This window comes from Microcystis wesenbergii NRERC-220, from assembly GCF_032027425.1.
Classification (GTDB): Bacteria; Cyanobacteriota; Cyanobacteriia; order Cyanobacteriales; family Microcystaceae; genus Microcystis; species Microcystis wesenbergii_A.
Genome location: NZ_JAVSJA010000001.1, coordinates 3,718,932 through 3,744,720 on the forward strand (window position 1 = coordinate 3,718,932; position 25,789 = coordinate 3,744,720).

Consider the following 25,789-nt stretch of genomic DNA (forward strand, 5'->3'; position numbering starts at 1 on the left):
GAATGATAACTTTAGATACTAACATAACATTTGTTTCCCAGAAATCTAGGCAGACCATAGGGGGAAAGTCAGGAGCTTGAAGCTTGACCCCGCTAGTCCGGTTTTAATACTGACCACCAGATTTGCGATGACCGACGGCGGTGACACCGTTACTATCCAAAACTTGACCTCGCTCGACGGTAGCATAGACTAACCAGCGATCGCCGCAGGGTTGTCGCTCTTTGACCGTACACTCTAGATAGGCGAGACTTTCGCTTAAAATCAGACAGCCATTTTCCCCGACTTGGGTTTCTAATCCCGTAAAGACATCGCCGCCAGATTTGATGCAATTGGAAAAATGGCGGCGTAAATTGCGCCCTTCCTTGAGAATATTCAAGGTGAAGACGGTTCCGGAGTTAATTAGGCGATCGGCTGCTTGTTCGTCAGCAACGGCGATAATTAGCCCCGGGGGGTTAAAACTGGCTTGGGATACCCAAGAGGTCAAGAAACCAGCATGATCCTCGCCCTGGCGAGTGGTGAGAACAGAGAGGGAACCGACGATCCGACCAACGGCCTGGGCAGTGCGATCGATTTGTGTTTCGGTCATTCCCTGTTGGGGAACTCGCAATTTTTTGGTTTTTTTCAAGGTCTGGGCGAAGGTTTCTCCGGCTGAATAACCTGCTTGTAAACTGCTTTCTGTGGGGCTAAAACGCACGCGCAAGGATTCAAAACCGAGGCGATAATTGGCATCTTTGAGTTTAGTTTCAATTAAATCTACAGCTTCTCCACTCCAACCGTAGGAACCAAAAACCCCAGCTAATTTAGTTTTTGCTGCCGTGGAAAGAACGATTCCTAAAGCGGTTTGAATCTGGGTAGGAGCGTGACCGGCTAAGGTGGGAGAACCGATAATAAATCCGTCACAATTTTCGAGCGCTTGACCAATTTCGGCGGGGGTGGCAAACTCACAATTGATTGATTCTACGGCCAGATCATTTTCTAATAATCCTCGTTCGATCGAGCGGGCCAGGGTGGCAGTATTTCCGTAGGCAGAAGCATATAATAAGGCCACTTGTAGGGGTCGAGTTTTTTGTTCTTGACACCAATAGCGATAATCGTGGGCAAGACGACTAAGACTATAACGAATTATCGGACCGTGGGCGGGTGCATAATATTGGGCGGTAAATTCTTTAATTTTGTCGAGGGCTGTTTCTACCGGTTTGGATTGCACGGCATGGAGACAATCAAAATAATAACGACGATCTGCGTCTAATTGTTTCCAATTTTTATCCCAAATATCGTCACTGCACAGATGCACACTAAAGAATTTATCGCTGTATAAAATTTGGGTTTTTTGGTCAAAAGTGCAGATACCATCAGGCCAGCGCGGCGTAGGAACATTAATAAAACTTAGTTGATGACCTTGCCCTAAATCAAGGATTTCATCGGTTCGTATGCCCAAAATTTGTGCATCGGTCAAGGCATTTTTAAGGGTATTGACGGCAGATTTAGAACAGAGGATGGTGATTTGATGGGTTTCGGCTAATAATGCCTTTAAAGTGACGATACGATTGGGATTAACGTGACTGAGAATCAGATAATCGAGACGATGTAAGGGGATATATTGACGAATTTCTTCTAAATAAATTTCGGTGAAGGATTCTCCAGGAGGATCGATTAAGGCAGTTTTATCGCCCCGGATAAGATAGGAATTAGCGGTGGTTCCCCGTTGACGACCATATTCTATTTCAAATTTTAATCTGTCCCAAGTACGGGAGCGAAAAACCCAAGTTTGATCGGCAATTTCTGCGCTTTGAACATCGCGGGGGCGATTATTGATAGCAGGATTGGGAATTAAAGTATTAGTGGTCATAATTGTTAATTTAGTTGTTAGTTGTTGGGTGTGGGGTGTGGGGTGTGGGGTGTGGGGTGTGGGGTGTGGGGTGTGGGGTGTGGGAGGAGTGAGGTTTTAGAGTTTTAGTTGAAATTACTCTATCTCCCCATTACCCTATTCCCCCATTTTCCTATCCCCTTCTAACTGATAACTGATAACTGATAACTGATAACTGATAACTGATAACTGATAACTGATAACTGATAACTGATAACTGATAACTGACTAAATTTTGCTGTTTATTTCAGTTAATTCTTTAACTAAATGTTGACGATAACGTTCAGAAACTTTTTGTTCGGGATCGATACCTTCAAAGGTGGGAGGAAGCCAAACTCTTAACACCATTAAGGCACCGAGAACTATTAGAAAAGCACAGGCGGCTAATACTTGTGTCCAATTAGTTTCTAGGACTCCTCTGACAATTAATTCTCGCAAAACCGAGACGATAGAAACTTCGACGGCAACACCGATAGAAACTCGTTTTTCTTGCAAATAAATAATCAACAATCGGAACAATTCTACTAGAATCAAGAGGAATAAAATATCGGCGGTAATAATCCGAAATTGAATCGGTGGCAGCAGCGACATAAACATTTCTCTGACTTCTAACACCATGAAGCTAAATAAACCGATACAGAGAGAAATGACAATTAAATCTTGAATTGTTTCTAAGACTTGCACTACTCGCACCATCATTGGGGAAGGTTTTTTAATTGGTTCGTACATTTTATTGCTCCTAAAATTGATAAAATTTGGTGTTAGGAAAGTGGGGAAGTAGGGTGATGGGAAGAATAAATAAAAATAATCTCCTGCCTCCTGATAACTGATAACTGATAACTGATAACTGATAACTGATAACTGATAACTGTTAATAATGATTGCCAACTTTGCGATGATGAACAGCAGTTAAGGTATCTAAACGAGCAACTCGTCCGGTATTAACGGTACAATAAACTACCCAATGATCGCCGCAATCTAAACGACTGGTGACTTCACATTCTATGTAAGCTAAGGCATCGGCTAAAATTGGTGATCCATTGTTAGCAGTATAGGTTTTAATGCCTTCAAAACGATTGGCACCGGGAGGGAAACGCTTGAGGAAATGTTTCATTAATTTCTGATAATTATCCTCAGCCAAAACATTTAAAACAAAGGTATCGCTAGGCTGTAAAAAGGATACCATTGCCCGATCTTTGGCCACTGCAATCGCCACACCCAAAGGATTTAAACTTGCTTGTGTCACCCAAGAGGCAACCATGGCACTAGATAAATCGGCTTTTTGGGAAGTAATTAAGTACAATCCAGTACTAATACGACCTAAAGCTTTTTCTAAGTCGTTGTTAATCGACTTAATTTGTTTAATCGTTTTTTCTCGGCTTAACCATTGGCCGAGGTCGGTTCCTGCTTCATCGGCAATCAAATCGAGGGATTGATTGGAATTGTCTTTAACTAAAAGAGGAGGAAAAGCTTCGATCGACCCGATTTCCTGTAATTTATTTCTTAAGGGAAAAATTGGTTCATCTTCCCCACCTCCTGACTCAAATAATCCTACCGCTTGTTTGCCATTAATTGAAGCAAGAATCGTGCTTAAAATCGTCTGGTTAATCGGGGAAGATTGGGGAGGCATTCCGATGACAACTCCCTTAGATTGATTGATCAATTCTCTGACTTCGTGGGGATCAGCATTATTCATATCGACTAATTCTGTCACCACATCAGTTTTGGTCAAACCCTGACTGATCATAGTAGCTAAATGTTCGCTTTGTCCGTAATCTTGGGTAAAAAATACAGCCACTAAAGTATCGGCAGAAGTTTGTTCTTGACTCCAAGTTTGATAGCGTCCCACCCAATCAGAAATATGGTGTTTTAATAGGGGACCGTGACCGGTGGCAATGAGATTAATCTCAAATTTCTCGATTCTTTTAATCGCCCCTAAAACCGAACGGGCATTCGGTCGCATCAGACAGTCATAATAGGTTTGAAAATCGGCTTCTAGCAGGTCTTTTTCTCGATCGTAGGTTTGATCATCGCAAAAGTGCATTCCGAAGGCATCACAGGTAAAAAGGGTGGCAGTTTTAGCATCAAAAGTGAAGATAGTATCAGGCCAATGAAGATTAGGGGCTGAAACAAATTCTAAGACATGACCATTACCTAAATCTAAAGTATCACCACTTTTAATGATTAACTGTTTAAAGGGTCTGTGTACCATGTTTTCCAGGAATTGCATGGCAACTTTTGCCCCAACTACGGTAACTTCTGGGACTAATTCCAAAACCTCTTTGACTAAACCACTGTGGTCGGGTTCAGTGTGACTGATAATTAAATAATCAAGATGATTGATGTTGATTAGTTTAGTTAATTCCTCCAGATAAAGGCGATCGAATTTGCGGTGAGATGTATCAATTAGGGCGGTTTTTTCCCCTTGAATAACAAAAGAGTTATAAGTCGTACCGTTTTCTAAACCAAATTCGATATCAAAACGATCGCGATCCCAATCCAAACAGCGCAAGGTAAAAGTATTTTCGGCGATTTCTTGGATTTGTGTGGTTAAACGGCTGGTTTTAGCGGGTTTTGGGGTGATTAAAGCAACCATAATTTCTATCTCCCACAGGATTTGATTCGGAACTGCATTTGCTTAATTCCTATGGTGACTTGCTTTCAGCGATTTGTAAAATACCAATTACTCAAGTAAATGATTAGTTAGATTTATATAACCTTTTCTCTATGGTTAAGGCTATTAATTGGAGTGCCGGCCTTGCCGAATCAAGATCTGAATACTGATTGTGCATCGTATCCACAGGTTAGCTAAGTCCTCGCCTTCACATATACACTTTTGCATATTTGTCAAGCTTTTTACACAATTCTTAATATTTATCTCGTTTTTGCTCTCTCGCTCTCCTCGGTTTTCTCGACCGAATCGCTAAAATGATTAGGGGTGTTGTGTTGCCGATGTCAGTCTATGAGTGAACCTGTAACCCTTGAGGATATTTACCAGCTATTCCGCGCTGGTGAAACGTTTTTTTGTCTTAAAGTCCAGAAAACGGTTTCTCCGAGAAACCCGTTTTCTCGATATTGTGGGCGATGCCCACCCTACGGTAAGATGTTCTTATGGTTGTTCTAGGATTGTATTCTTGCCAAAGACTGCTTAAATTCTGCGAGAGAATTAGCAGTAGCCACTAATTTTAGTAGCTCTTCTAAGATAGTAAGGTTAGTCATTTTGCCGATTATCTCTTCAATTTCTGAAGAAATCTGTCCAAACCGCACAGCTAAAACTGTTTTTATGTCATTGCGGCTTTTTTGTAATGCTCCAATTTCCTTACCAATTTCCTTACCAATTTCCTTACCGCGTTCTATTCCTCGCAATTCCATATTACTTATTAAAGGCATGGTTATTTCCTCCTCAAATTGTTTAACTTTACTCTCTAAACTTGACTGCAATTCAGTTGATAAAGTCATCCTATTGTCGATGATTTTAAACAGCTTAATTATCTGTTCCCTCTCGAACTCCTTTTCATACAATCCCCTGATTAACTTCCATTTCCACTGTTCCCGTTGTGGCAGTTTCCCAGTAGTCGCTTTTGTTTTCAGGTGTGCCATGACTCTTAAAGTCCAGAAAACGGGTTTCTTGAAGAAACCCGTTTTCTAGAAAAACGCTTCAAAATATTCGCTTAATGCTTCTTGCCAGGGTTCATCATAATTGGCGGTTGTTGGGTTCATTTGAGTTGTCCGCTTACTTCTAGGGTATGAAGCGCGATAGCGTAACGCACCGATTTAATAATAGAGTTGGTGCGTTACGGCGGATTGTTAATTTTGGTTTTTTGACGGAATTGATAGTCGCAAACACGCACCCTACACCTACTTAATTAAACAAAGAAATTACCCACTAGAATGCTCCCTAAAGCTGGTAAAGTGCCGGTAAATCCGGTGATATTTATTAATAAATCATTGCTGGATTGGAAGCCAGCCATGCCACCATTAATCAGAAACGGCAATGAGTCCTGTGGGCCGACAAATGACGGTGATTCGCAGTTAGAAAAAGACAACCACCTCCAACTCCCAGAGGAAATGGTTTGTCAAACCAGCAAGGGATGATTAAGCAATAAAATTAAACGCCAAAATCCCATCATTAAAATCGTTATCGCTGATATTGGGTAAGTTCCCCGGTAAATCCTCAAAGCCAAAGATATTATTCCCCCTTGACCGTAAATGTTCCGCCCCATCGGGATTTGCCGCCCCAAAGGAGAAATAGGCCACTTCATGACTTATATAGTTTTCTAGGGTGGCCGCCACGTTATCGGGATTCTTGGTCAAAAATGCCTGAATACTCCCTTGCAGACTTTCTCCCAGATTGCCGCCATTGGCAATCACAAAGGGTGCGTAGCGTCGCCCCCCTTGCAACAACACATCCCCAAATTCAGCGGCGGTGGTGCTTTGGTTTGCTCCTTCCCCACTGGCCCGCAAAATGAAGTTATTCACTGCTTGACTTAAGGCACTACGGGCATAACCCGCTTGACCGGGTTGAATTAACTCTGTCACGTTGCCATCTCCATCTAAATCGAGGCTGTCAAAAACGGCTCCGTTATCATCGGCCACTGGATAGAGACCGACAACGTTATTAAAGAAAGCTCCCGTCTGTTGGAGTCCCTCCTCAATGGCTGTCACCTGTATGCTACCGGGCAAGTTACTGAAGTTGAAAACCAGAGAACCTTGTCCATTGCCCGTATTTTTAAATTCAAGGGCCTGGGGATTAACGTCTTGGTCGGGTAGATTGGTAATTTCTAGGGTGAAATTAACCGTTGCGTCTGGCGTGGCATTGGGAGCCGGGTTGAGGGTGGCATCCGTTACCGCCACCGTCAGATTATAGAGGGATTGGGCTTCAAAATCAGCCTTACCGATGAAGAATAATTCCCGGCCACGAATCTGGAAACTGCTCTGATCATTGCCCAACAAAGAAAGGCTATTTGTCCCCAGGGCATCATCGCTGATCTGAATATCGGCAACTTTGACACCTTGATTGGTATCGGTATTTTCAGCGATCGCATTAGTGCTATTGGCAAGAATTAGGGCTGTGGGAGCTTCATTGACATCGGTGATGTTTAAAGTTAAGGTTTGGGTGAGATCGGGGGTGACACCAACGGTTGGATCATCGACATTGACGGTGACTTCGTAACTGTTTTGGGCTTCAAAATTAGGAGTAAAACCGACATAGAAAAGGGACGAATTCCGAATTAAGAAGCGCTCCCTATCCCGTCCCGTGAGGAAGAGATTATTGGTTCCTAAACCATCATCTTCAATCAGGAGATCGGCGACTTTAAATTCTGGGGTGACATCGACATTTTCCGCTAACTCGGTGACAGCATTTTGGAAAATTAGGGCTGTGGGAGCTTGATTACTAGGATTTTCATTAACATTATTTACCGCAATTGTCAAGGTTTTCTCAAAACTTAGTCCCCCTTGGTCTGTGGTTTTTACCCGAATACTGTAACTATTTTTGGTTTCAAAATCGGGGGAATTATTAATCTGTAATTGATTCCCCACAATCGAGAAGGCAGTATTATCTGTATCCCCTGTTCCTGTAACTAAACTATAGGTAAAGTTATTACCAGTATCGGGGTCTGTGGTAGAAAATGTTCCAATCACTGTGTTAACAGGAACATTTTCATTTACTGTTGTCGCACTTAAGGCTAAATTTGTCGGAGCTTGGTTACTAGGAGTTTCGTTAACATCATTGACAGTAATTGTCAAGGTTTTCTCAAAACTTAGTCCCCCTTGGTCTGTGGTTTTTACCCGAATACTGTAACTATTCTTGGTTTCAAAATCCGGGGAATTATTAATCTGTAATTGATTCCCCACAATCGAGAAGGCTGAGTTATCTGTATCTCCTGTTCCTGCTATCAAACTATAGGTAAAGCTATTGCCAGTATCGGGGTCTGTGCTAGAAAATGTTCCAATTACTGTGTTAACAGGGACATTTTCATCTACGGTAGTGGCACTTAATGCTAAATCCGTCGGAGCTTGATTACTAGGATTTTCATTAACATCATTTACCGCAATTGTCAAGGTTTTCTCAAAACTTAGTCCCCCTTGGTCTGTGGTTTTTACCCGAATACTGTAACTATTCTTGGTTTCAAAATCCGGGGAATTATTAATCTGTAATTGATTCCCTATAATCGAGAATGCTGAGTTATCTGTATCTCCTGTTCCTGTAACTAAGCTATAGGTAAAGCTATTACCACTATCGGGGTCTGTGGTAGAAAATGTTCCAATTACTGTGTTAACAGGGACATTTTCATTGACTGTGGTCGCACTTAATGCTAAATCCGTCGGAGCTTGATTACTAGGAGTTTCATTATCAGTATTAGTAATGATTCCCACAACTGCGTCAGTCGTACCTATGGCATAACCTGTCCCAGGAGCAAGGTTTAAAGTTACGGTTTCATCATCTTCAACATTTGTATCAGCAGTGGGGTCAATTGTTACAGTCGCAGTATCTGAACCAGCAGCGAAAGTAACTGTCCCTGTGGTTGCGGTGAAACTTGCTGCACCAGTTTGGGTGTAATCTGTGTCAAAAGTGGCTGTCCCCCCAACCGTGTAATTAACCGTTAAAGCATCAGTTGTTACTCCGGTGCGAGTGAAGGTATAGACTAAATTAGTTGTCCCATCTTCGGTCACACTTTCAGAAGAGACAGCAAGAGTAATACTAGGAAGGGTGACATCATCATTAGTAATTGTTCCTAATCCTTGATTATCGGTAATCAGTGCATTGCTAGGATTAGAAAGGTTAATCAAGAAAGTCTCATCCGGTTCAATTGCAGTATCACCATTGACGGAAATAATAATATCTTGGCTGATTTGTCCGGGGGTAAAGGTGAGAGTCCCTGTTGTGGCTGTATAGTCGCTTCCTGCTGTTGCTGTGTTATTAGCAGTGGCATAATTTACGGTAATTGTTTGGGTACTTGTGGTTGACAATGTAACTTTAAATATCAGGTTATTTGTTCCTGAATTGTTTTCTACAATTGTCGGATTTGAGATAGTAAAGAATGGTTTATTCCAATCGGCTGCTGTCCAGGTAGTTGTTGCTTGCCAAGTTTGGGGTGTCCATTCATCAATACTTTTCCAAGCATCTCCTGACCATTTAGTTGTAGCTTGCCAAGCGTTATCTCCCCAGTTAGGTATGGCACTCCAAAAGTTATCAATTGTCTGTGATGCTGTAGCTGTTGTTGCTATTTCATAGCTATTTGTGTCGAGAAAAGATGATGCAAGCTTTAGCGTTGAATTGCTTTGATTTGCAGTTGATGGAGATAAACCAAGAATCTTTTTAGACTGTCCAATAATCGCATCCCACGCATCTGAAGTCCAAGATTTAGCTGCATTGTAAGCGGATTTTACTGCATCGGATATATTTCCAATACTATCAATGGCAATTCCGATTGCTTTTCGATTCAGTTCAACGGTTCCACGAAAAGTTAAAGCTGCACCCAGAATTGGACTTATTAGAGTAACGGCTGCTTGAAGAGCAAAATAATCAGCATCAGGAAAATATGTAAACAAGGAATCACTTAAATCAGTGGTATTTCCGTTGGCAACTTTCTGGGTTAAATCTGTCGGCTTTGACAAATTAGTTCTTGTAATAGTTTGATTTAAGACGGGAACTGAATGTTTTTCAAAAGTAATTGCAGATGTTAGTTTGGAATATTTGTCTAAGTTCCAGACTCCACTCAGATATTTTGAACCTGCAATGCTAACCAAATCAGCCGAAGTTATGTAATGAGTGACACCTAAGTTATTAGTAGCGTTGAAATTAATGCCGGGTTGTTGAGAAATACCCGGACTATTGAAAGTAACAATCTTTCCGAGTTGTCCTGTATAACTACCCCCTACCCACTGACTTAATGCACCGCCTAAACTATGACCTGTAATATTAGGTTTTAGAGTCAATCCGCTTAGAGGATTGGTTACTTCTGAAAGCCATTGATTGACTGCGGCTTTATTGTTATTAAATTGATTATAGCCAACTCCTTCGGTTTCAGTATCACTTAATAAATCTTTACCAGATGAGAATTCAGTACCCCGAATCGCTAAAACAGGAGGTTTAGCAAGGTCATAAATTGTGCCATCAGTGAAGGTATAGGATTGATTTGCGCTGGTGAGTTGGTTGATTAGATTCTGTCCAGCGGTATAGGCGGCGGTATTGTTACCGCCTGAAGTATTGGCAATATCTTGCAGTAAGTTATTGCTATTGGATGTAAATTCATTGGCATTAAGGGGATTGGCTAAAACCAGAAAGAATTTTTCATCAGAAGTTAAACCAAAAGCATCAAATCCTTTGCTAGAATCTTTGAAAACTTTATTGATACGATAGCCTTCGTAACCTAGGTCACTATAGTCATATTTCTTATCTACTTCTTTGCCTTTGTCCGTATCTGTCCAATTACGATAAGCGGTATCTTTGGCCAAAATTTCAAAGGTTTGGTCGGTAGGAGGCGCACTTCCTAAAACGGTAATTTCTATTTGTTTGCTGGTTTCTCCTGGGAAAAAGGAGAGGGTTTGTTTGACAACATTGTTAAAATCTTTTAATTGGTTAGGGTCTATTGAATTGGCACTTCCATCAAGGGTATAGTAATCAACGGTTATCGGTTTATCATAGGCTGAGGATAGTTTAACCTCGAATTTAAGCACTTTTGTTTGATTAGTCCCTGCGGGAACATCGACCCACGCATTACTGACTGATATCGTTGGTTTAGGTGGAGAATTAGGAGTGGGTGGGAGTGCTGTGTAAGTGCCAATATCAAATATATTTGGATATTTTGGATCTTGAATTTCGGTGTTGAATAGAGTAGATTTTCCGTTTTTGTCTATATACCAAACTTGGTTCGCAGTATCTCCACTAATAGTACTATTTGAACTCCATGTACCCCAATTGAAAATACCACCACCTACGTTGGCATTATTGTTAGTAAGAATGTTATTCGTTAATGTTGATGTTCCCCCGTTGTTGTAAATTCCCCCTCCATAATCAGCTGTATTACCAGATATTGTACTGTTGGTCAATGTTAAGGTTCCCCCGCTGTTGAAAATTCCCCCTCCATAAAAATTAGCCGTATTACCAGATATTGTACTGTTGGTCAATGTTGATGTTCCCGCGTTGTAAATTCCCCCTCCATAACCATAAACCGCATTATTAGTCGTATTACCTGTTATTGTACTGTTGGTTAATGTTAATGTTCCCCTGTTCTCAATTCCCCCTCCTCCAAGAGGAGCCGTATTACCTGTTATTGTACTGTTGGTTAATGTTAAGGTTCCCCCTCCCCCGTTGTTGAAAATTCCCCCTCCACCACCATAAGTAGCCGTATTATCAGATATTGTACTGTTGGTTAATGTTAAGGTTCCCCTGTTGTCAATTCCCCCTCCTCCAAGAGGAGCCGTATTACCTGTTATTGTACTGTTGGTTAATGTTAAGGTTCCCCCGTTGTTGTAAATTCCCCCTCCACCACCATAAGTAGCCGTATTATCAGATATTGTACTGTTGGTTAATGTTAAGGTTCCCCCGTTGTAAATTCCCCCTCCATAAAAATTAGCCGTATTATCAGATATTGTATTGTTGTTTAATGCTAATGTTCCCCAGTTAAAAATTCCCCTTCCTGCTTTGTTGCTGATATAGAGATTATTTAATGTAACTCCAAGTTTACTAGAGTTGTATATAATATAATTGTTATCATTCTGCCCAGAGATAGGACTAGCATTATTAACAATAGAAGCTAGTGCTGTTCCATCAGTTTCAATGGTAATCGTACCTTGTGTCTTCAAACTGCGATCGTCTGTTGTCGTATCATTAACATAAGTTAAAGCATAAGTTGTTCCTGATTGCAGCTTAATAATATAGGGAGTATTAGGACTTTTATTAGCAATTGCCACAGCATCCCGCAAAGATAAACCACTCCCAATAGTGGCACTACCATCATTCTCATCTATAGTAGTATTAACGATTAAAGTAATTGGTGCTGTTTGTTCAACCCCTATAAATTGTCCCTCTAAATCAATAACAGCACGATCATCTTCTGCTTGAATATAAGTTAACTCAGCCTCAGTTAAATTAACCCCTCTCACCAGATGAGAAAATAATTCTCCCTCATCCCCCACCGTATCCACCCTATTAATTTGAGCATCCAAAAAATGCCCAATTTCTTCTAAAATCACCGCAACCAAAGCATCTGAACTAGCAGAAGCAAAAAAGCTTTCAGATAGATATATCTTATTGGTGCTAATCCCATAAGCGCCATTTGCACTACCTAAAACACTGCTGTTGACAACCTCAATCTCAGGAAGTTGACTAAAATTTCGGCTTTTCCACTGCTGTCGTAATTGCGTCGCTTTAACCACATCATAACTTGTGCCAAAGGCTGTTTCTAAATTCGCCCAAAAACCATCAGATTGAGCAAAATCGAACAAAACATCGTAAATAGCAGGAAGGAGGGGCAACAGGGTAGAAGTCATGACATTAACTGCAAAGGTTTATTGCTAACAGTTTTAGCCTAACAATTGCCAATTTTTCAAGGGTGCTGTAACAGAAATTTACAGAAAACGGGTTTCTCCGAGAAACCCGTTTTCTCAGTTTCTCGTGGTGGGACAGAAACAATTCCTAATCCTGCCATTTGACGAATATGATCATCAAAAGCGAATACCTTAAATATTTGTAACTGGAGTTTAGACTAACTCCCCCCAATCATACCGTACAGTCTATTCCACTCAGAGGGGGAGTATGGGGGAAGAGGAAAATCAAGAGATAATGAGGTAAAGTTACTCAATAATCAAAAGCCTTGAATCAATCTCTCCAAAAACTCCAGAATTTCAGAAAGGAAGCCTATCAACTCCTAGGCCCGGCCAAAGATGCCACTTTTGACTTAATGGATGCGGTTTTGACCACCCGAAAAGTCGATTCTTTTGCTGAGTTGTCCCTATCGACCGTATTTCGGAGAAAGTGGCCGAGCATCTATGAAGCCCTAGATGATTGTCGTCCCAAAACCAATAAATTAATGGAACTTTATCTGAAGCAAATACCGACACCAAAACCAGAGCAACGAATTATATTAGCAGGAGATCATACCCCATGGCCGAGGACTGAAGCTCCAACGTTAAAGGATAGAACTTATGAACATGGAGCTAAAGTAATCTCAGGAAAACCGATTACTTTGGGACATGGTTATAGTACCTTAGCTTGGATACCAGAAGGTGAAGGCAGTTGGGCATTACCCTTACGTCATCAGCGAATTTCTTCCCATGAAACCCCAATTTCTAGAGCGGTTTTACAACTCAAACAAGTATGCAGACATCTTCAACAAAGACCAATAACGCTCTGGGATAGTGAGTACGGATGCGCTCCCTTTGTTAAAGAAACAGCAAACATTAATGCAGATCAACTAATTCGGCTACGCCCTAATCGCTGTATTTATGCAGAACCTCCCCAATATCAAGGAAATGGGAGACCGAAAAAACATGGTGAAAAAATGAAATTATCTGACCCAGAAACTTGGGCAGTTCCAGTAGAAAGTATTGAGATTGATGACCCAACTTGGGGGGTCGTAAAAATTTCGAGATGGAATCGTTTTCATTTTGAACAATCGGCTGATTATCCCATGTCTATAATCTTGGTTCAACCTCAGGGGAAAAAACTCTCTCAAAGGTCTACTACACCAATGTGGTTGGCTTGGATAGGAGAAGAATAAATATGCTCAATCGACCTGTGGAAATTGTATTTAAGACGCTTTCTCCTTGAGCATTGTAATCGTTTTATGAAGCAAAGATTACACTGGACTTTACCTAAACTAGGAACCACTGAGAAGGGTCAAAGGTGGAGTGATTTAATCCCTATTATGACATGGCAATTATGGTTAGCTCGTGAGATTATAGAAGATAATCCCTTACCTTGGCAAAAGCCTTTACCTGTGGAGAAATTAACCCCTGGAAGAGTGGCACAAAGCTTTTTGGGACTTTTGGTCGAGATAGGCACACCCGCCAAACCGCCAAAACCCAGAGGAAAGTCCCCAGGTTGGGAGAAGGGAAAAAAACGTCACAAAAAAACTCGTTATCCGACGGTGAAAAAGACAGTTACTCGACAGAAAAAAGAGACAAAAGAGGTAGCTTAAAACAAGAATTGATCATATTTCTGACTATTCTTAGCTTTCTGACAGGCTAAGACAAATTTTAATGTGCTTCCCCCGACATCAAACGGTACAGTCTAGTCTAAACTCCAGTTTAATGCTACAATTGGGCTAGGCTGAATATCAGTAAAATAAGACGGATTTTAACCGCCCATCCTTAGATTAGCTGAATCTTCTCCCCCTGCCCCCCCGATGTCGGGGGGGTGCCTTTTCTCATCTTAAAAAAACAGGAGATAGGACAATGACATCGATCGAATTGCGGCAAAAACTAATCAACCAAATTGAGCGGCTGAGTTTTGAAAAACTTCTCGTTTTAGAAAAGCTGATCGAAAGTTTAGAAAGCCATTTACCAGAAACCTCAAAAAATATAGATGCTGCTCTATAATTTCCAGCTTCAACAAATATTTCTTTAGAAGATGATCCAATTATAGGAATGTGTTCTGGTGTAATTACTAATCTTTCGGAGCGGGCGGAAGAAATTTTATAAAAAGACCTTATAATCAGTGAACAGTTATTAGTTATCAGTGATAAATTATCAGTAGCCTATTCTATGAAAAAACCTAGAAATTAGCGATTAGAATTGTCAATGCCCATAAATATATTAGTATAAGAGAAAAAAGAATTTATCTTATCCAAACAGCTTTTGAGAAGCGGAACATCCATTTAAACAGGATTTAGTATCACTGGTTCTGAATCACCACATCTCAAATTAGCCAAATTTATCGACCAAAATAAGCTAAACTAACAGCAAAGATAATAGATTTTTTTCATCGGGATCACTTATGGACGGTATCTGCACCCTAGCCAACGATCGCATTTACGATCAATTAGTCGCCCTACTCAACAGCATCGAGATCAATGCAGGAAAAGATATTCCTGTTTGTGTCTATCCCTACGATGACAACACCGAACGTATCAAGGCGGAAATTGCTCAACGTCCTAATGTACAGTTATTTGATAATCAGGAGATTATCGAACGCTGGGAAAATTTCGCCAAATCGATTTGGGATAGCCACCCGCAAGCCCGCGAACGTTGGTTGAAATCGGGTTGCACTGACCGATATTATCGCATGGGAATGCACCACCGTTTTATTGCTTTTGATAGTCCCTTCGATCGTTTTATCTATATGGATGGGGACACCTTGCTACTCGATGCCGTTGATAAAATCTTCGCTATCCTAGATAGGCACGATTGTGTTGTTTACGACTTTCAGCACAAAGATCCCACTCATGTCTACGAAGTTTCTCAGCCAAAATTATTCGAGGTTTTTTCCCGTGATCGGATCGAAAAGGAGATTTTTTGTGCGGGTTTCTACGCTTCTAAAATTGGTTTATTCGATGAAAATCAGCGAGATTGGCTCATAGAACAATTGCGAGCAGGAGAAGCGGAAATCCTCTATCCGATGGCTCCCGATCAAACTATCGTCAATTATATGATGATGCGATCAAATTTTTCTATATATAATCTAGCCCTTCAATTGCCTAAAGAAGAACGCGCTGGCTGCTGTGTCACCTCTCCCCATTTTCAGGCTTTAGATAATATTCTTTACGATAAGGGCAACCGCTTGACATACATTCACTACATTGGTTTATCTTCCTCTCTGTTCACTCGACTTTGTAGTGGTGAAAATCTCGATTTTCCCTATCGGGATATTTTCTTACACTATCGTTATCTCTACGAACCTAGTCAACGTCCTATATTTACCGATAGTCCCAAACCCTATCAACCACCTACCCCAACCTTTTGGCAAAAAGTAACCAGAAAACTCGGCTTAGGAAAATAAAAATTAGGAGTGAATAATCAGGTTTCAGGCTAAAAATATTGACCAATTGACTTAAAACTAGAAATATCACTTCATATTTCCTGGCGGCAGTAATTTTTCCAAGACTTACAGGAAATCACGAAACTTTCTGGGTTAGATATTGTCATGGCTACTTAATGATCGTTGGGATTTGACAGTGGAATTAGAGAAACGAAAACAAAGATAAAAGATCAGATAACACCTGACAGAATTGCTAATAGCATTCGTTTACTATGCCAGGATCATGAAGGAGTTTTTTAAATTGTTGAAGGCTATAGTGATAGACTTATTTATGAGCGAGTTAAATGAGCAAGAGGTTAGGCTGACAATTGCCTCTAATAAAAATAATGCTATCAAAGCATTATCCATCTTAGAGAAGAAAATTTTCGCCGATTTGTTGCTTAGATGCAGATTTTTTGAGAATATAACAGAAAATTACCGACAGTAATAATCTCTTTTTGACCGATGAACATGATGGGGAAATGATGTTAATTAAATCTGTTGCTTTCAATCAATTATTAAAAGAACGAGGAAGTGAAGAAAAAATTCAAGCTTTCCCCAAAGATAATAGAGAAACTTTGCTAAAATTAGGGCAGCAAAAAAGAATCTGTCAATCAATGTTGACCCATGGCAATCTAATAATCATCCTGATAAAATATTCTGATTCAGCTTATTGCCTTAAGTTTGAGATGATATATTTAACAAATCTAATCTCACTGAAAGATTAATTTAACCTTGATCGGTCGCCTTGGGGGATTGATTCGATTTCTTAACCTTTTAATAAATTGATTTTTTCCCCTAGTCAGGCTAGAATCAGTAGGATTAGCATCCAAGATAATCGGGGTAACTTGGCTTAATCTGGGGCAGTGTAGCCTAAAAAAACGGCCAAAATAGTAAAATTCAGGCTGAAGAGGCTTGTTTCTAACTGTTTAATCTATTATTTAGGTATTAGACTCTATGGCTAAAGCGTCCACCGTAACTTCCGAAATCGATCTTAAAGATTCGCAATATTACTTTAACCGAGAATTAAGCTGGTATGAGAATTAAACAAATTACAGTTAAGCATCTTTTTGGTATATTTGACCATACAATTAATCTCAATATGGAGGAAAGAATAACTATTATTCATGGTAAAAATGGCTTTGGTAAAACCTCAATACTGCGATTGGTCAATGGCTTTTTTAACTTAAAGTATTCAGATATAAGAGCTATTCCTTTTCAAAAATTTACTATAATTTTTGACGATAACAGCTTTGTAGATGTTGTCAAAGCTTCCACCAGTAGGAATAAAAAAAGTAATGCAAGACCAAAGATTGATTTTAATTTTACTTCCTCCGATCAAAAAGAAAAACTGACTTTTTATCCTAATTTACTAGACGGGAAAACAATCTTTTTCCCTCTCAGCATGATAGATGATTTCATACCTGGTTTAGATAGAGTTGGATCAGAAAAATGGCTCTATACCCCCACAAAAGAAATTCTGGATTTAGAAGATATTTATGAACGATTTGGAGAATATTTACCCAAGCAATTCCAGAAAGAATATCCTGATTGGTTAAAGAAAATTATAGACTCTATTAATGTTCGTTTTATTGAATCACAACGTCTATTAGATATTTCCAATAGTGCCAAAAATGGCAGAACTATAAGGATGCCGATGACATTGTACTCTGTGGCCAGCTATTCTGAAGATTTAGCAGAAAATATTCAAACTAAATTAGCAGAGTATGGACAACTATCTCAAACTTTAGATCGAACCTTTCCAGCGAGAGTTGTACAAAAAAAGGCATCATTGACCGATGATGAACTAAGGGAAAAAATTGATCAACTTGAAAGCGAAAGAAATCAATTAATTAGTGCAGGACTATTGAAAAAAGATGAAGATTCTAACTTCCAAGTTAAAGATAGTATTGATGATAGCACCAGAAAGTTATTATCGGTTTATATTGAGGATGTAGATAAAAAGCTCAATGTATTCAATGACATTTATCCTAAAGTAGAGCTATTTAAAAATATAATTAATAAAAAATATTCTTTCAAAAGTGTTACTATTGATCAAAGCAAAGGGTTTATCTTCACTACCCAGGAAGGGGAGGTTTTATCGCCAACAGATTTATCTTCTGGGGAACAGCACGAATTAGTAATTTTATATGAATTGTTATTTAAAGTTAAACCTAATACTTTGATCTTAATTGATGAACCAGAAATGTCACTTCATATTTCATGGCAGCAGGAATTTTTAAAAGACTTACAGGAAATCACGAAACTTTCCGGGTTAGATATTTTGATGGCTACCCATTCTCCTGATATTATTAATGATCGTTGGGATTTGACAGTTGAATTAGAGAAACCAAAGCAAAAAAGCAAAGATGAGAGAACAGATAACACCTGACAGAATTGCCAATAGCATTCGTTTACTACGCAGCGATCATGAGGGAGTTTTTTTAATTGTTGAAGGTCATAGTGATAAACTTATTTATGAGCGATTAGTAAACAAGCAAGAGGTTAGGGTGACAATTGCCTCTGGTAAAAATAATGCTATCAAAGCATTATCCATCTTAGAAAAAGACAATTTTTGCGGAGTTGTTGCTGTTATAGATGCGGATTTTTCGAGAATAGAACAGCAAATTCCCGACAGTAATCATCTCTTTTTAACCGATGAACATGATTTGGAAATGATGTTAATTAAATCTGCCGCTTTCGATAAATTATTAAAAGAACGAGGAAGTGAAGAAAAAATTGCAGCTTTTTCCAAAGATATTAGAGAAACTTTACTAAAGTTAGGGCAGGAAATTGGTAAATTAAGATTGCTATCTCTTAGAAATGAGTTGAATTTAAAGTTTGAAGGATTAAATTTTAGTAAGTTTATTGACAAAAAGAATCTGTCAATAGATATTGACAAATTAATGATAAGTATCAAAAATCATTCTCAGAAACTGTCTTTAGACGAACAGCAAATTAAACAGGATTTATCGGTAATTAGCGATGAAAATCATGATCCGTGGCAGCTATGTTGTGGACACGATTTTATCAGCATTTTAGCGATCGCACTCTGGAAGGTTTTAGGTACATGGAATGCTAATGATGTTAAAAAAGAAGACTTGGAAAGAGACTTAAGATTAGCTTATGAGTTATCTTATTTTTATCAAACACAAATATATCAACTAATGGTCAATTGGCAATCTAATAATCATCCTTATCAAATATTCTGATTTGGCTTATTGCCTTAAGTTTGAGATGATATATTTAACAAATCGGCTCGACTTTGTGTTATAATCAAAGCAAGGCTTTAAAGACGATATTCTCAGCAAATTATGCCTATTGTTCTTCCTGGCACTCTAATTTCACTGAAAGATTAATTTAACCTTGATCTGTCGGGATTGATTTCTTAACCTGTTAATAAATTGATTTTTTCCCCGGTCAGGCTAGAATCAGTAGGATTAGCATCCAAGATAATCAGGGTAACTTTGGTTAATCTGGGGCAGTGTAGCCTAAAAAAACGCCCAAAATAGTCAAATTTAGGCTTAAGTGGCTTCTTACTAACTGTTTAATCTATTATTTAGGTATTAGACTCTATGGCTAAAGCTCCTAGCGTAACTTCCGAAATCGATCTTAAAGATTCGCAATATTACTTTAACCGAGAATTAAGCTGGTTAGAATTTAATCATCGCGTGCTTTATGAGGCACTTGATCCTCGGACTCCCCTACTAGAAAGATTAAAATTTACCGCCATTTTTTGTGCCAATCTCGACGAATTTTTTATGGTACGGGTGGCAGTTCTTAAACAACAGGTAGAGGCAAATGTAGCCGTTTTAAGTGCCGATGGCCGGACTGCCTCGGAACAGCTAACCGAGATAAGTAAACGTCTGCGTCCCCTTGTACAACAGCAGGATCATCTTTTTGAACACACCCTGAAAAACCTCTTAGTAGAACAGGGAATTCATCTGATTAACTATGTAGATTTACATCAAGAACAGCGCAATTATCTCCACGATTACTTTGAACAAAATATTTTCCCCGTTTTAACTCCCCTGGCGGTGGATCCTAGTCATCCTTTTCCCTACATTTCTAATCTTAGTCTCAATTTAGCCGTAGTCGTTCGCGATCCCGACACCGATAAAGAACTATTTGCCAGGGTGAAAGTACCGCAGGTTTTCCCACGTTTTCTGGCATTATCCAAAGAATTACGCCACCAAGACGGAAAAGCTTCGATTTGGACGGGAGTACCTCTTGAACAGGTGGTAATGCACAATTTAGAGGCACTTTTCCCCGGCATGATCATCCAAGAATGTTATCCTTTTCGGGTGACGCGCAACGCTGACATCTCCGTCGAAGAAGATGAGGCCGATGATTTATTATTAGCGATCGAGGAAGAAGTACGCAAGCGCCGCATCGGTAAATCGGCAGTACGTCTGGAAATTCACAGTTCTACCCCTAGCAATATTAAAAACCGGATCATGCGCGATCTGGGACTTGAGGAGATCGATGTTTACGATGTGGATGGACTGCTGGGACACAAAGATTTATTTTATTTTCTGTCTTTACCCTGTCCCGAACTGAAAGATCCGCCTTGGAATCCTGTCACCCCACCGGTTTTACAGGGATTGCGAGAAATAGTTGACGGTAACGAAGACGGGATCCTAGAACAGGATGGCGAAGATATTTTTACTTTAATTCGCAATAACGATATTCTCGTTCATCACCCTTACCATTCCTTTAGTGCCTCAGTACAACAGTTTATCGCCCAGGCTGCCCATGATGCCCATGTTTTAGCGATTAAAATGACTTTGTATCGTACTTCCGGAGATTCCCCGATTGTCAATTCCCTGATTGCAGCGGCGGAAAATGGTAAACAGGTAGCGGCGTTAGTGGAACTAAAAGCACGCTTTGATGAGGAAAATAACATTACTTGGGCGAAAAAGCTCGAACAAGCCGGAGTTCACGTTGTTTATGGCTTAGTTGGTCTCAAAACCCATACGAAAGTGGTTCTCGTGGTCAGAAAAGAAGGGGATAAAATCCGTCGTTATTTCCATATTGGCACGGGCAATTATAACCCAAAAACGGCTAAATTATACACTGATTTGGGTTTACTTAGCTGTCGCGAGGATTTGGGGGCAGATATCACCGATTTATTTAACTTTCTGACCGGATACTCCCGTCAGCAATCCTATCGCAAACTTTTAATTGCCCCGGTGAGTTTGCGAAAACGGATGTTAGCAATGATCGATCGCGAGGCCAAAAACTGTAAAAATGGCGGTACGGGGCGCATTGTCGCAAAAATGAACGCTCTTGTCGATAAACCGATTATAGAAGCTTTATACGCCGCTTCTCGTGCCGGTGTGCAGATTGACTTGATTATTCGCGGTATCTGTTGTTTACGGCCCGGATTGCCGGAAGTGAGCGAAAATATCCGAGTAATTAGCATTATCGGCCGCTTTTTGGAACATTCCCGCATTTTTTACTTTTACAATGATGGTCAGGAGGAGGTTTATATTGGTAGCGCCGATTGGATGACGCGGAACCTGACTCGTCGCGTGGAAGCAGTGACACCCATTGATGAACCAGCGATCGCCAAGGAACTGGAAGAAATTCTCGGCATTATGTTGTCAGATAACCGGCAAGCATGGGAATTACAATCCGACGGCAGTTATATTCAGCGTCGTGCTGCCAACCAGGGACAGGAAAGCAGTACCCATGTAATTTTAATGGAAAAAGCCCTTAAATCTGCGGGTGTTAGTCAATAGGAACAGTTATCAGTTATCAGTTATCAGTGATCAGTTATCAGTTATCAGTGGGTAAGTTATCAGTTATCAGTTATCAGTGGGTAAGTAATCAGTGATCAGATGTGAGACTAAATCTGGTTATTAAAAACTGATTATCTATTGCTCCTTTTGCCGTTCGGCTGAGCTCACGGCCGAAGCCTATTGCAAGAGTGCCTATTGCCTCTCCTGATATGTAGCCTATACTCAACGGATTTAGTATGACTAACTGGTTGAGAGGTTAAACCATCTCAAAAGCTGAGAGCAAGCATCTTGATCTGTATTTTCTCAACCAGTCAAATCAAGCAAGAATCCTAATAATAATTACCGACTTTGCGATGGTGAACAGCCGTTAAACTATCAGGTTTAGAAACGCGACCATCGGTGACTTTATTGTAAACAATCCAGTGGTCAGCACATTCCATACGACTAACTACCTCACATTCTAAATAAGCGAGGGCATCGGCTAAAATCGGCGAACCATTATTAGCGGTGCGAGTATTGACTCCTGCAAAACGATCTTCCCCCGGTCCGAAACGTTTTAAAAAGTGTTTCATCAGGGTTTGATAATTGCCTTCTTCCAGAATATTTAAAATGAATTGATCCCCCACTTGCATTAAAGACTCGATCGCCCGATCTTTGGCCACAGCAACGGTAAAACCGGGAGGATCAAAACTTGCTTGCGTCACCCAAGAAGCGACCATTGCCCCGCTTCTGTCTCCTTTCTTGGTGGTAATAATATATAGACCACCGCTAATCCGTCCGATGGCTTTATCAAGGTCAGTATCGAGGGATTTTCTTTGTTTAACTTTTACCTCTTGGGTTAATAGTTGTCCCATATCTGTCCCCGCTTCTTCACAGCGTTGATAGAGACTCTCGTTAGGGGTTTCTGTGCTACGAATGGGATCAAAAGCTTTGGTTAAGCCAACTTCACGAAACTTATTAAATAGAGGTAAAATCGGTTCATCATCACCCCCTTGACATTCAAACATTCCGATGTATTGTTTGGGGTTAACCGAGGCGAGAATTGTGCCTAGATTCCCCGTAATTTCTTGGGCATGAATACCAGAAACGGGGGGAGTCCCGATGACGATTCCCACCGCAGAAGAAGCTAATTCTTTTACCTCTTGGGGATCGGCGGATTTCAGGTCTAGAGTTTCTACAGCCACACCGGTTTTAGTAATACCTTTGGCAATAGATTGGCAGAGGCGATCGCTATAACCATAGTCGGAAATATAGAAAACAGCAACGGTTTTTTCTGCCTTAGTTTGTGCCTGACTCCAATCACGATAATGGGTCAATAATTCAGTAACATTATGTTTTAATAACGGTCCATGACCATTAGCCACGAGATTAATATTACCCAGGGGTTCCATCCTTTTCATCGCCGCTAGTACGGAACGAGCATTAGGAGCCATTAAACATTCATAATAGAAACGATAATCTGGTTCAATAGCACTTAATTGCTCATCGTAAAGATCATCGGAACAGTAGTGCATTCCAAAAGCATCACAGGTAAATAAAATTCCCGAACCGTGATCGTAGGTAAAAATAGTATCGGGCCAGTGTAAATTAGGAGCATTAACAAATTCGAGAATGTGACCGTTGCCTAGGTCTAACTGATCGCCATTTTTGACCAGTTGACGTTGAAAGGGATGATGAACTAAATTCTCTAAAAACTGAATTGCTACTTTCGACCCAACGACGGTAATATTGGGGGCAAGTTGCAATATATCTCTGACTAACCCACTGTGATCGGGTTCGGTATGACTGATAATTAAATAATCGATTTCTTGGGGGTTAATTAATCCGTTGAGGCTATCAAAATATAGTTGACGGAATTTTTCGTGAGAGGTATCCACAAGGGCGATTTTTTCCCCACGAATCAGATAGGAGTTATAAGTCGTACCGTTTTGTAATCCGAATTCAATATCGAAGCGATCGCGATCCCAATCTAGGGAACGAATAGCGGTGGTGTCTGCGCTGAGATCGGCCACCTGCATGGTGAGACGTTTTGTTTTCACTGGTGTAGCAACCATCGAACCTCTCCTTATTGTTAAGTTTTTTATACTTTGTCTCTATTGTGCCACGAGGAAATAAGGTATGGAGATTTATTTTCTCATAATTACTGATAACAGTTATCTTATACCAAATCCGTTTTTAATAGTGTGATTAACTCTCAAGTTATGAATTGTTTCTCCCCACACCCCACACCCCACACCCCACACCCCACTATCCTATACTTTTTAAACAGGATTTAGTATTAATGCTCAGATGGGAGTCGATCGTCGATACCGAATTAGCTTATACTTCATCTTTATGATAAAAGCTCTCTATCGATCTGTGTGGGGAAATGGCTGTTATACAGTCGAGTCAAGTTAAATTTGACAACTAGCGATCGCTTTTCTGCGGGAACACAGAAACGGGTAAAATCGATCAATGCAGTTGTTTTCTTTCGAGGTGTCATCATTACTAAGAAAGCTACCCGTTCCTTAGCCGGTATTGCCGGAATTGTCGCCGTTGCCACCTTAATCAGTAAGGTTTTTGGTTTAGTCCGCGAACAGGTAATCGCCGCTGCCTACGGTGTTGGGCCAGTGGTGAACGCCTACGCTTTTGCCTACGTTATCCCCGGTTTTCTGTTAATTCTCCTCGGTGGTATTAACGGCCCTTTTCACAGCGCTTTGGTCAGTGTTTTGGCCAAAAGGGATAAATCCGAGTCCGCGCCGATTGTCGAGACTATTACCACCCTAGTCAGCGCGATTTTATTAGCTGTCACCGTCTTTTTAATCGTTTTTGCCAATATTTTTATCGATGTTCTCGCCCCCGGTTTAGATGCCGCCACCCGTAGTATGGCCATTCAACAACTGCAAATTATGGCCCCCATGGCGGTTTTAGCCGGTTTAATCGGCATCGGTTTCGGTACTCTCAACGCGGCAGACCAATACTGGCTACCGAGTCTCAGTCCGCTTTTTTCCAGTGTGGCGGTGATTATCGGGGTGGGTTTGCTGGCCTGGTCACTTGGCGATCGCATTGATGAGCCGCAATATATTCAACTGGGGGGTTTTGTCCTCGCCGGCGGTACTCTCATCGGGGCGCTCTGGCAATGGTTAGCACAAGTGGGCGCACAAGTCAAGTCAGGTTTAGGAAAATTAACATTTCGTTGGGATTGGCGGATACCGGGGGTGTCGGAGGTGTTGCGGGTGATGATTCCAGCGACCTTATCTTCAGGAATGTTGCATATTAACGTTTATACCGACCTCTTTTTCGCTTCTTTTATCGAAAATGCTGCCGCTTCCATGCGTTACGCCAGTTTTATCGTTCTCACGCCCTTGGGCATCATGTCTAACATGATTCTCGTGCCGTTTATGCCGATATTTTCTCGACTGACGGAACCGGAAAATTGGGGAGAATTGAAGCAAAGAATCCGTCAGGGTTTATTATTGACGGCTTTAACCATGTTACCCTTCACGGCTATCTTTATCGCCCTCGCTTTCCCGGTAGTTCGGGTTATCTATCAACGGGGTGCCTTTAATCTGGCTGCCTCGGAACAGGTGGTTCCCGTATTAATGGCCTACGGTTTCGGGATGTTTTTCTATCTCGGCCGCGATGTTTTGGTACGAGTGTTCTATGCTTTGGGTGATGGCGACACTCCCTTTAAGGTGAGTATGGTGAATATTTTTCTTAATGGTGTGCTGGATTTCCTCTTGTATAAACCTTTTGGTACTCCGGGGATTGTTTTAGCAACCGTGGGGGTTAATATCATTTCTATGGGCATTTTTACGGTAATTTTAAATCGTCGTTTAGGGGGTTTACCCTTGGGAGAATGGGGTTTATCCTTATTGGGATTAACGGTAATTACAATACTTTCTGGTGTTGCTAGTTGGGGTGCTAGTTGGGGTTGGGAAAAGGTTTTCGGTGCTGGTAATATTTTCTTACAATTGTTACAGTTGGGTTTTGCTTCGACTGTAGCGGTGGGTTTATTCCTCCTCGGTGCGATGTTATTGAAGTTACCAGAATTAGACCTGTTAATCTCGCGAGTTCGTCAGAAGTTCTTGAAAAAATCTTAGGTTTAAGTTGCTGCCTCACCTCATCATTACATAGGGTTTGCTGAAAAAGTTTTTTCTGGGGGCAGGGTGTAGGGTGTAGGGTGTAGGGTTTTACCGATTTTCATCTGGTCAATTACCTAATTTTCAGGGAAAA

General features: G+C 40.6%; 13 protein-coding genes and 2 pseudogenes. 8 read left to right on the forward strand and 7 right to left on the reverse strand.

The genetic code is table 11. The annotated features are described in order from the left end of the window. Positions 1 to 103: 103 nt before the first annotated feature. The 6 genes and pseudogenes from RAM70_RS18110 to RAM70_RS18135 all read right to left on the reverse strand — a co-directional run bounded on the left by RAM70_RS18110 (position 104) and on the right by RAM70_RS18135 (position 12,364). A complete protein-coding gene (locus RAM70_RS18110; RefSeq protein WP_312674967.1) occupies positions 104 to 1,849 on the reverse strand; it encodes a diflavin flavoprotein in 1,746 nt (581 codons plus the stop codon). 246 nt (positions 1,850 to 2,095) lie between these two features. Beyond that, positions 2,096 to 2,596 carry a phosphate-starvation-inducible PsiE family protein gene (locus tag RAM70_RS18115; protein WP_312674969.1) on the reverse strand — a complete coding sequence of 167 codons (501 nt, stop codon included), beginning with the start codon at positions 2,594 to 2,596 and terminating at the stop codon, positions 2,096 to 2,098. Positions 2,597 to 2,738: 142 nt separating this feature from the next. Next, positions 2,739 to 4,463: a diflavin flavoprotein gene (locus RAM70_RS18120; RefSeq protein WP_312674970.1), complete on the reverse strand. Its 1,725-nt coding sequence runs from the start codon at positions 4,461 to 4,463 to the stop codon at positions 2,739 to 2,741. Between the two features lie 524 nt (positions 4,464 to 4,987). After that, a complete protein-coding gene (locus tag RAM70_RS18125; RefSeq protein ID WP_045359344.1) occupies positions 4,988 to 5,467 on the reverse strand; it encodes a hypothetical protein in 480 nt (159 codons plus the stop codon). Positions 5,468 to 5,733: 266 nt separating this feature from the next. After that, positions 5,734 to 5,853 (reverse strand): annotated as a pseudogene (locus tag RAM70_RS18130) (bluetail domain-containing putative surface protein); the annotation flags it as partial. A 109-nt stretch (positions 5,854 to 5,962) separates the two neighbouring features. Then, on the reverse strand, positions 5,963 to 12,364 hold the full coding sequence (locus RAM70_RS18135) for a cadherin domain-containing protein (protein WP_312674972.1): 6,402 nt from the start codon (positions 12,362 to 12,364) through the stop codon (positions 5,963 to 5,965). Between the two features lie 323 nt (positions 12,365 to 12,687). On the opposite strand from RAM70_RS18135, the pseudogene RAM70_RS18140 reads away from it, so the two are divergent. The 7 genes and pseudogenes from RAM70_RS18140 to ppk1 all read left to right on the forward strand — a co-directional run bounded on the left by RAM70_RS18140 (position 12,688) and on the right by ppk1 (position 21,574). Then, a pseudogene (locus tag RAM70_RS18140) lies at positions 12,688 to 14,013 on the forward strand (NF041680 family putative transposase). 256 nt (positions 14,014 to 14,269) lie between these two features. Further along, positions 14,270 to 14,413 (forward strand): hypothetical protein, encoded by a 144-nt coding sequence (locus RAM70_RS18145; protein WP_238567811.1) that lies wholly within the window; start codon positions 14,270 to 14,272, stop codon positions 14,411 to 14,413. A gap of 397 nt (positions 14,414 to 14,810) precedes the next feature. Further along, positions 14,811 to 15,812, forward strand: coding sequence for an Npun_R2821/Npun_R2822 family protein (locus RAM70_RS18150; protein ID WP_045359337.1), 1,002 nt, complete (start codon positions 14,811 to 14,813; stop codon positions 15,810 to 15,812). A 476-nt stretch (positions 15,813 to 16,288) separates the two neighbouring features. Beyond that, on the forward strand, positions 16,289 to 16,558 hold the full coding sequence (locus RAM70_RS18155; RefSeq protein WP_312674973.1) for a hypothetical protein: 270 nt from the start codon (positions 16,289 to 16,291) through the stop codon (positions 16,556 to 16,558). Positions 16,559 to 16,866: 308 nt separating this feature from the next. After that, positions 16,867 to 18,222 (forward strand): AAA family ATPase, encoded by a 1,356-nt coding sequence (locus tag RAM70_RS18160; RefSeq protein WP_045359336.1) that lies wholly within the window; start codon positions 16,867 to 16,869, stop codon positions 18,220 to 18,222. Beyond that, positions 18,200 to 19,042 (forward strand): DUF4435 domain-containing protein, encoded by an 843-nt coding sequence (locus tag RAM70_RS18165; RefSeq protein ID WP_312674974.1) that lies wholly within the window; start codon positions 18,200 to 18,202, stop codon positions 19,040 to 19,042. The genes RAM70_RS18160 and RAM70_RS18165 overlap by 23 nt, the downstream gene beginning before the upstream one ends. 363 nt (positions 19,043 to 19,405) lie before the next feature. After that, positions 19,406 to 21,574 carry a polyphosphate kinase 1 gene (gene ppk1 / locus RAM70_RS18170; protein WP_045359334.1) on the forward strand — a complete coding sequence of 723 codons (2,169 nt, stop codon included), beginning with the start codon at positions 19,406 to 19,408 and terminating at the stop codon, positions 21,572 to 21,574. 329 nt (positions 21,575 to 21,903) lie between these two features. Here the strand turns inward: ppk1 and RAM70_RS18175 are convergent, their stop codons facing one another. After that, complete coding sequence (locus tag RAM70_RS18175; protein WP_045359333.1) at positions 21,904 to 23,628, reverse strand: diflavin flavoprotein; 1,725 nt, start codon at positions 23,626 to 23,628, stop codon at positions 21,904 to 21,906. A gap of 300 nt (positions 23,629 to 23,928) precedes the next feature. Between RAM70_RS18175 and murJ the strand changes: the two genes are divergently transcribed. Next, positions 23,929 to 25,656, forward strand: a complete 1,728-nt coding sequence (gene murJ / locus RAM70_RS18180; protein WP_312675951.1) for a murein biosynthesis integral membrane protein MurJ — start codon at positions 23,929 to 23,931, stop codon at positions 25,654 to 25,656. Positions 25,657 to 25,789: the final 133 nt, after the last annotated feature.

Excerpts from the sequence above, each read along its gene's own strand:
- RAM70_RS18110 (WP_312674967.1), bottom strand. The coding sequence starts at position 1,849 with ATGACCACTAATACTTTAATTCCCAATCCTGCTATCAATAATCGCCCC.
- RAM70_RS18115 (WP_312674969.1), bottom strand. The coding sequence starts at position 2,596 with ATGTACGAACCAATTAAAAAACCTTCCCCAATGATGGTGCGAGTAGTG.
- RAM70_RS18120 (WP_312674970.1), bottom strand. The coding sequence starts at position 4,463 with ATGGTTGCTTTAATCACCCCAAAACCCGCTAAAACCAGCCGTTTAACC.
- RAM70_RS18125 (WP_045359344.1), bottom strand. The coding sequence starts at position 5,467 with ATGGCACACCTGAAAACAAAAGCGACTACTGGGAAACTGCCACAACGG.
- RAM70_RS18135 (WP_312674972.1), bottom strand. The coding sequence starts at position 12,364 with ATGACTTCTACCCTGTTGCCCCTCCTTCCTGCTATTTACGATGTTTTG.
- RAM70_RS18145 (WP_238567811.1), top strand. The coding sequence starts at position 14,270 with ATGACATCGATCGAATTGCGGCAAAAACTAATCAACCAAATTGAGCGG.
- RAM70_RS18150 (WP_045359337.1), top strand. The coding sequence starts at position 14,811 with ATGGACGGTATCTGCACCCTAGCCAACGATCGCATTTACGATCAATTA.
- RAM70_RS18160 (WP_045359336.1), top strand. The coding sequence starts at position 16,867 with ATGAGAATTAAACAAATTACAGTTAAGCATCTTTTTGGTATATTTGAC.
- RAM70_RS18165 (WP_312674974.1), top strand. The coding sequence starts at position 18,200 with ATGAGAGAACAGATAACACCTGACAGAATTGCCAATAGCATTCGTTTA.
- ppk1 (WP_045359334.1), top strand. The coding sequence starts at position 19,406 with ATGGCTAAAGCTCCTAGCGTAACTTCCGAAATCGATCTTAAAGATTCG.
- RAM70_RS18175 (WP_045359333.1), bottom strand. The coding sequence starts at position 23,628 with ATGGTTGCTACACCAGTGAAAACAAAACGTCTCACCATGCAGGTGGCC.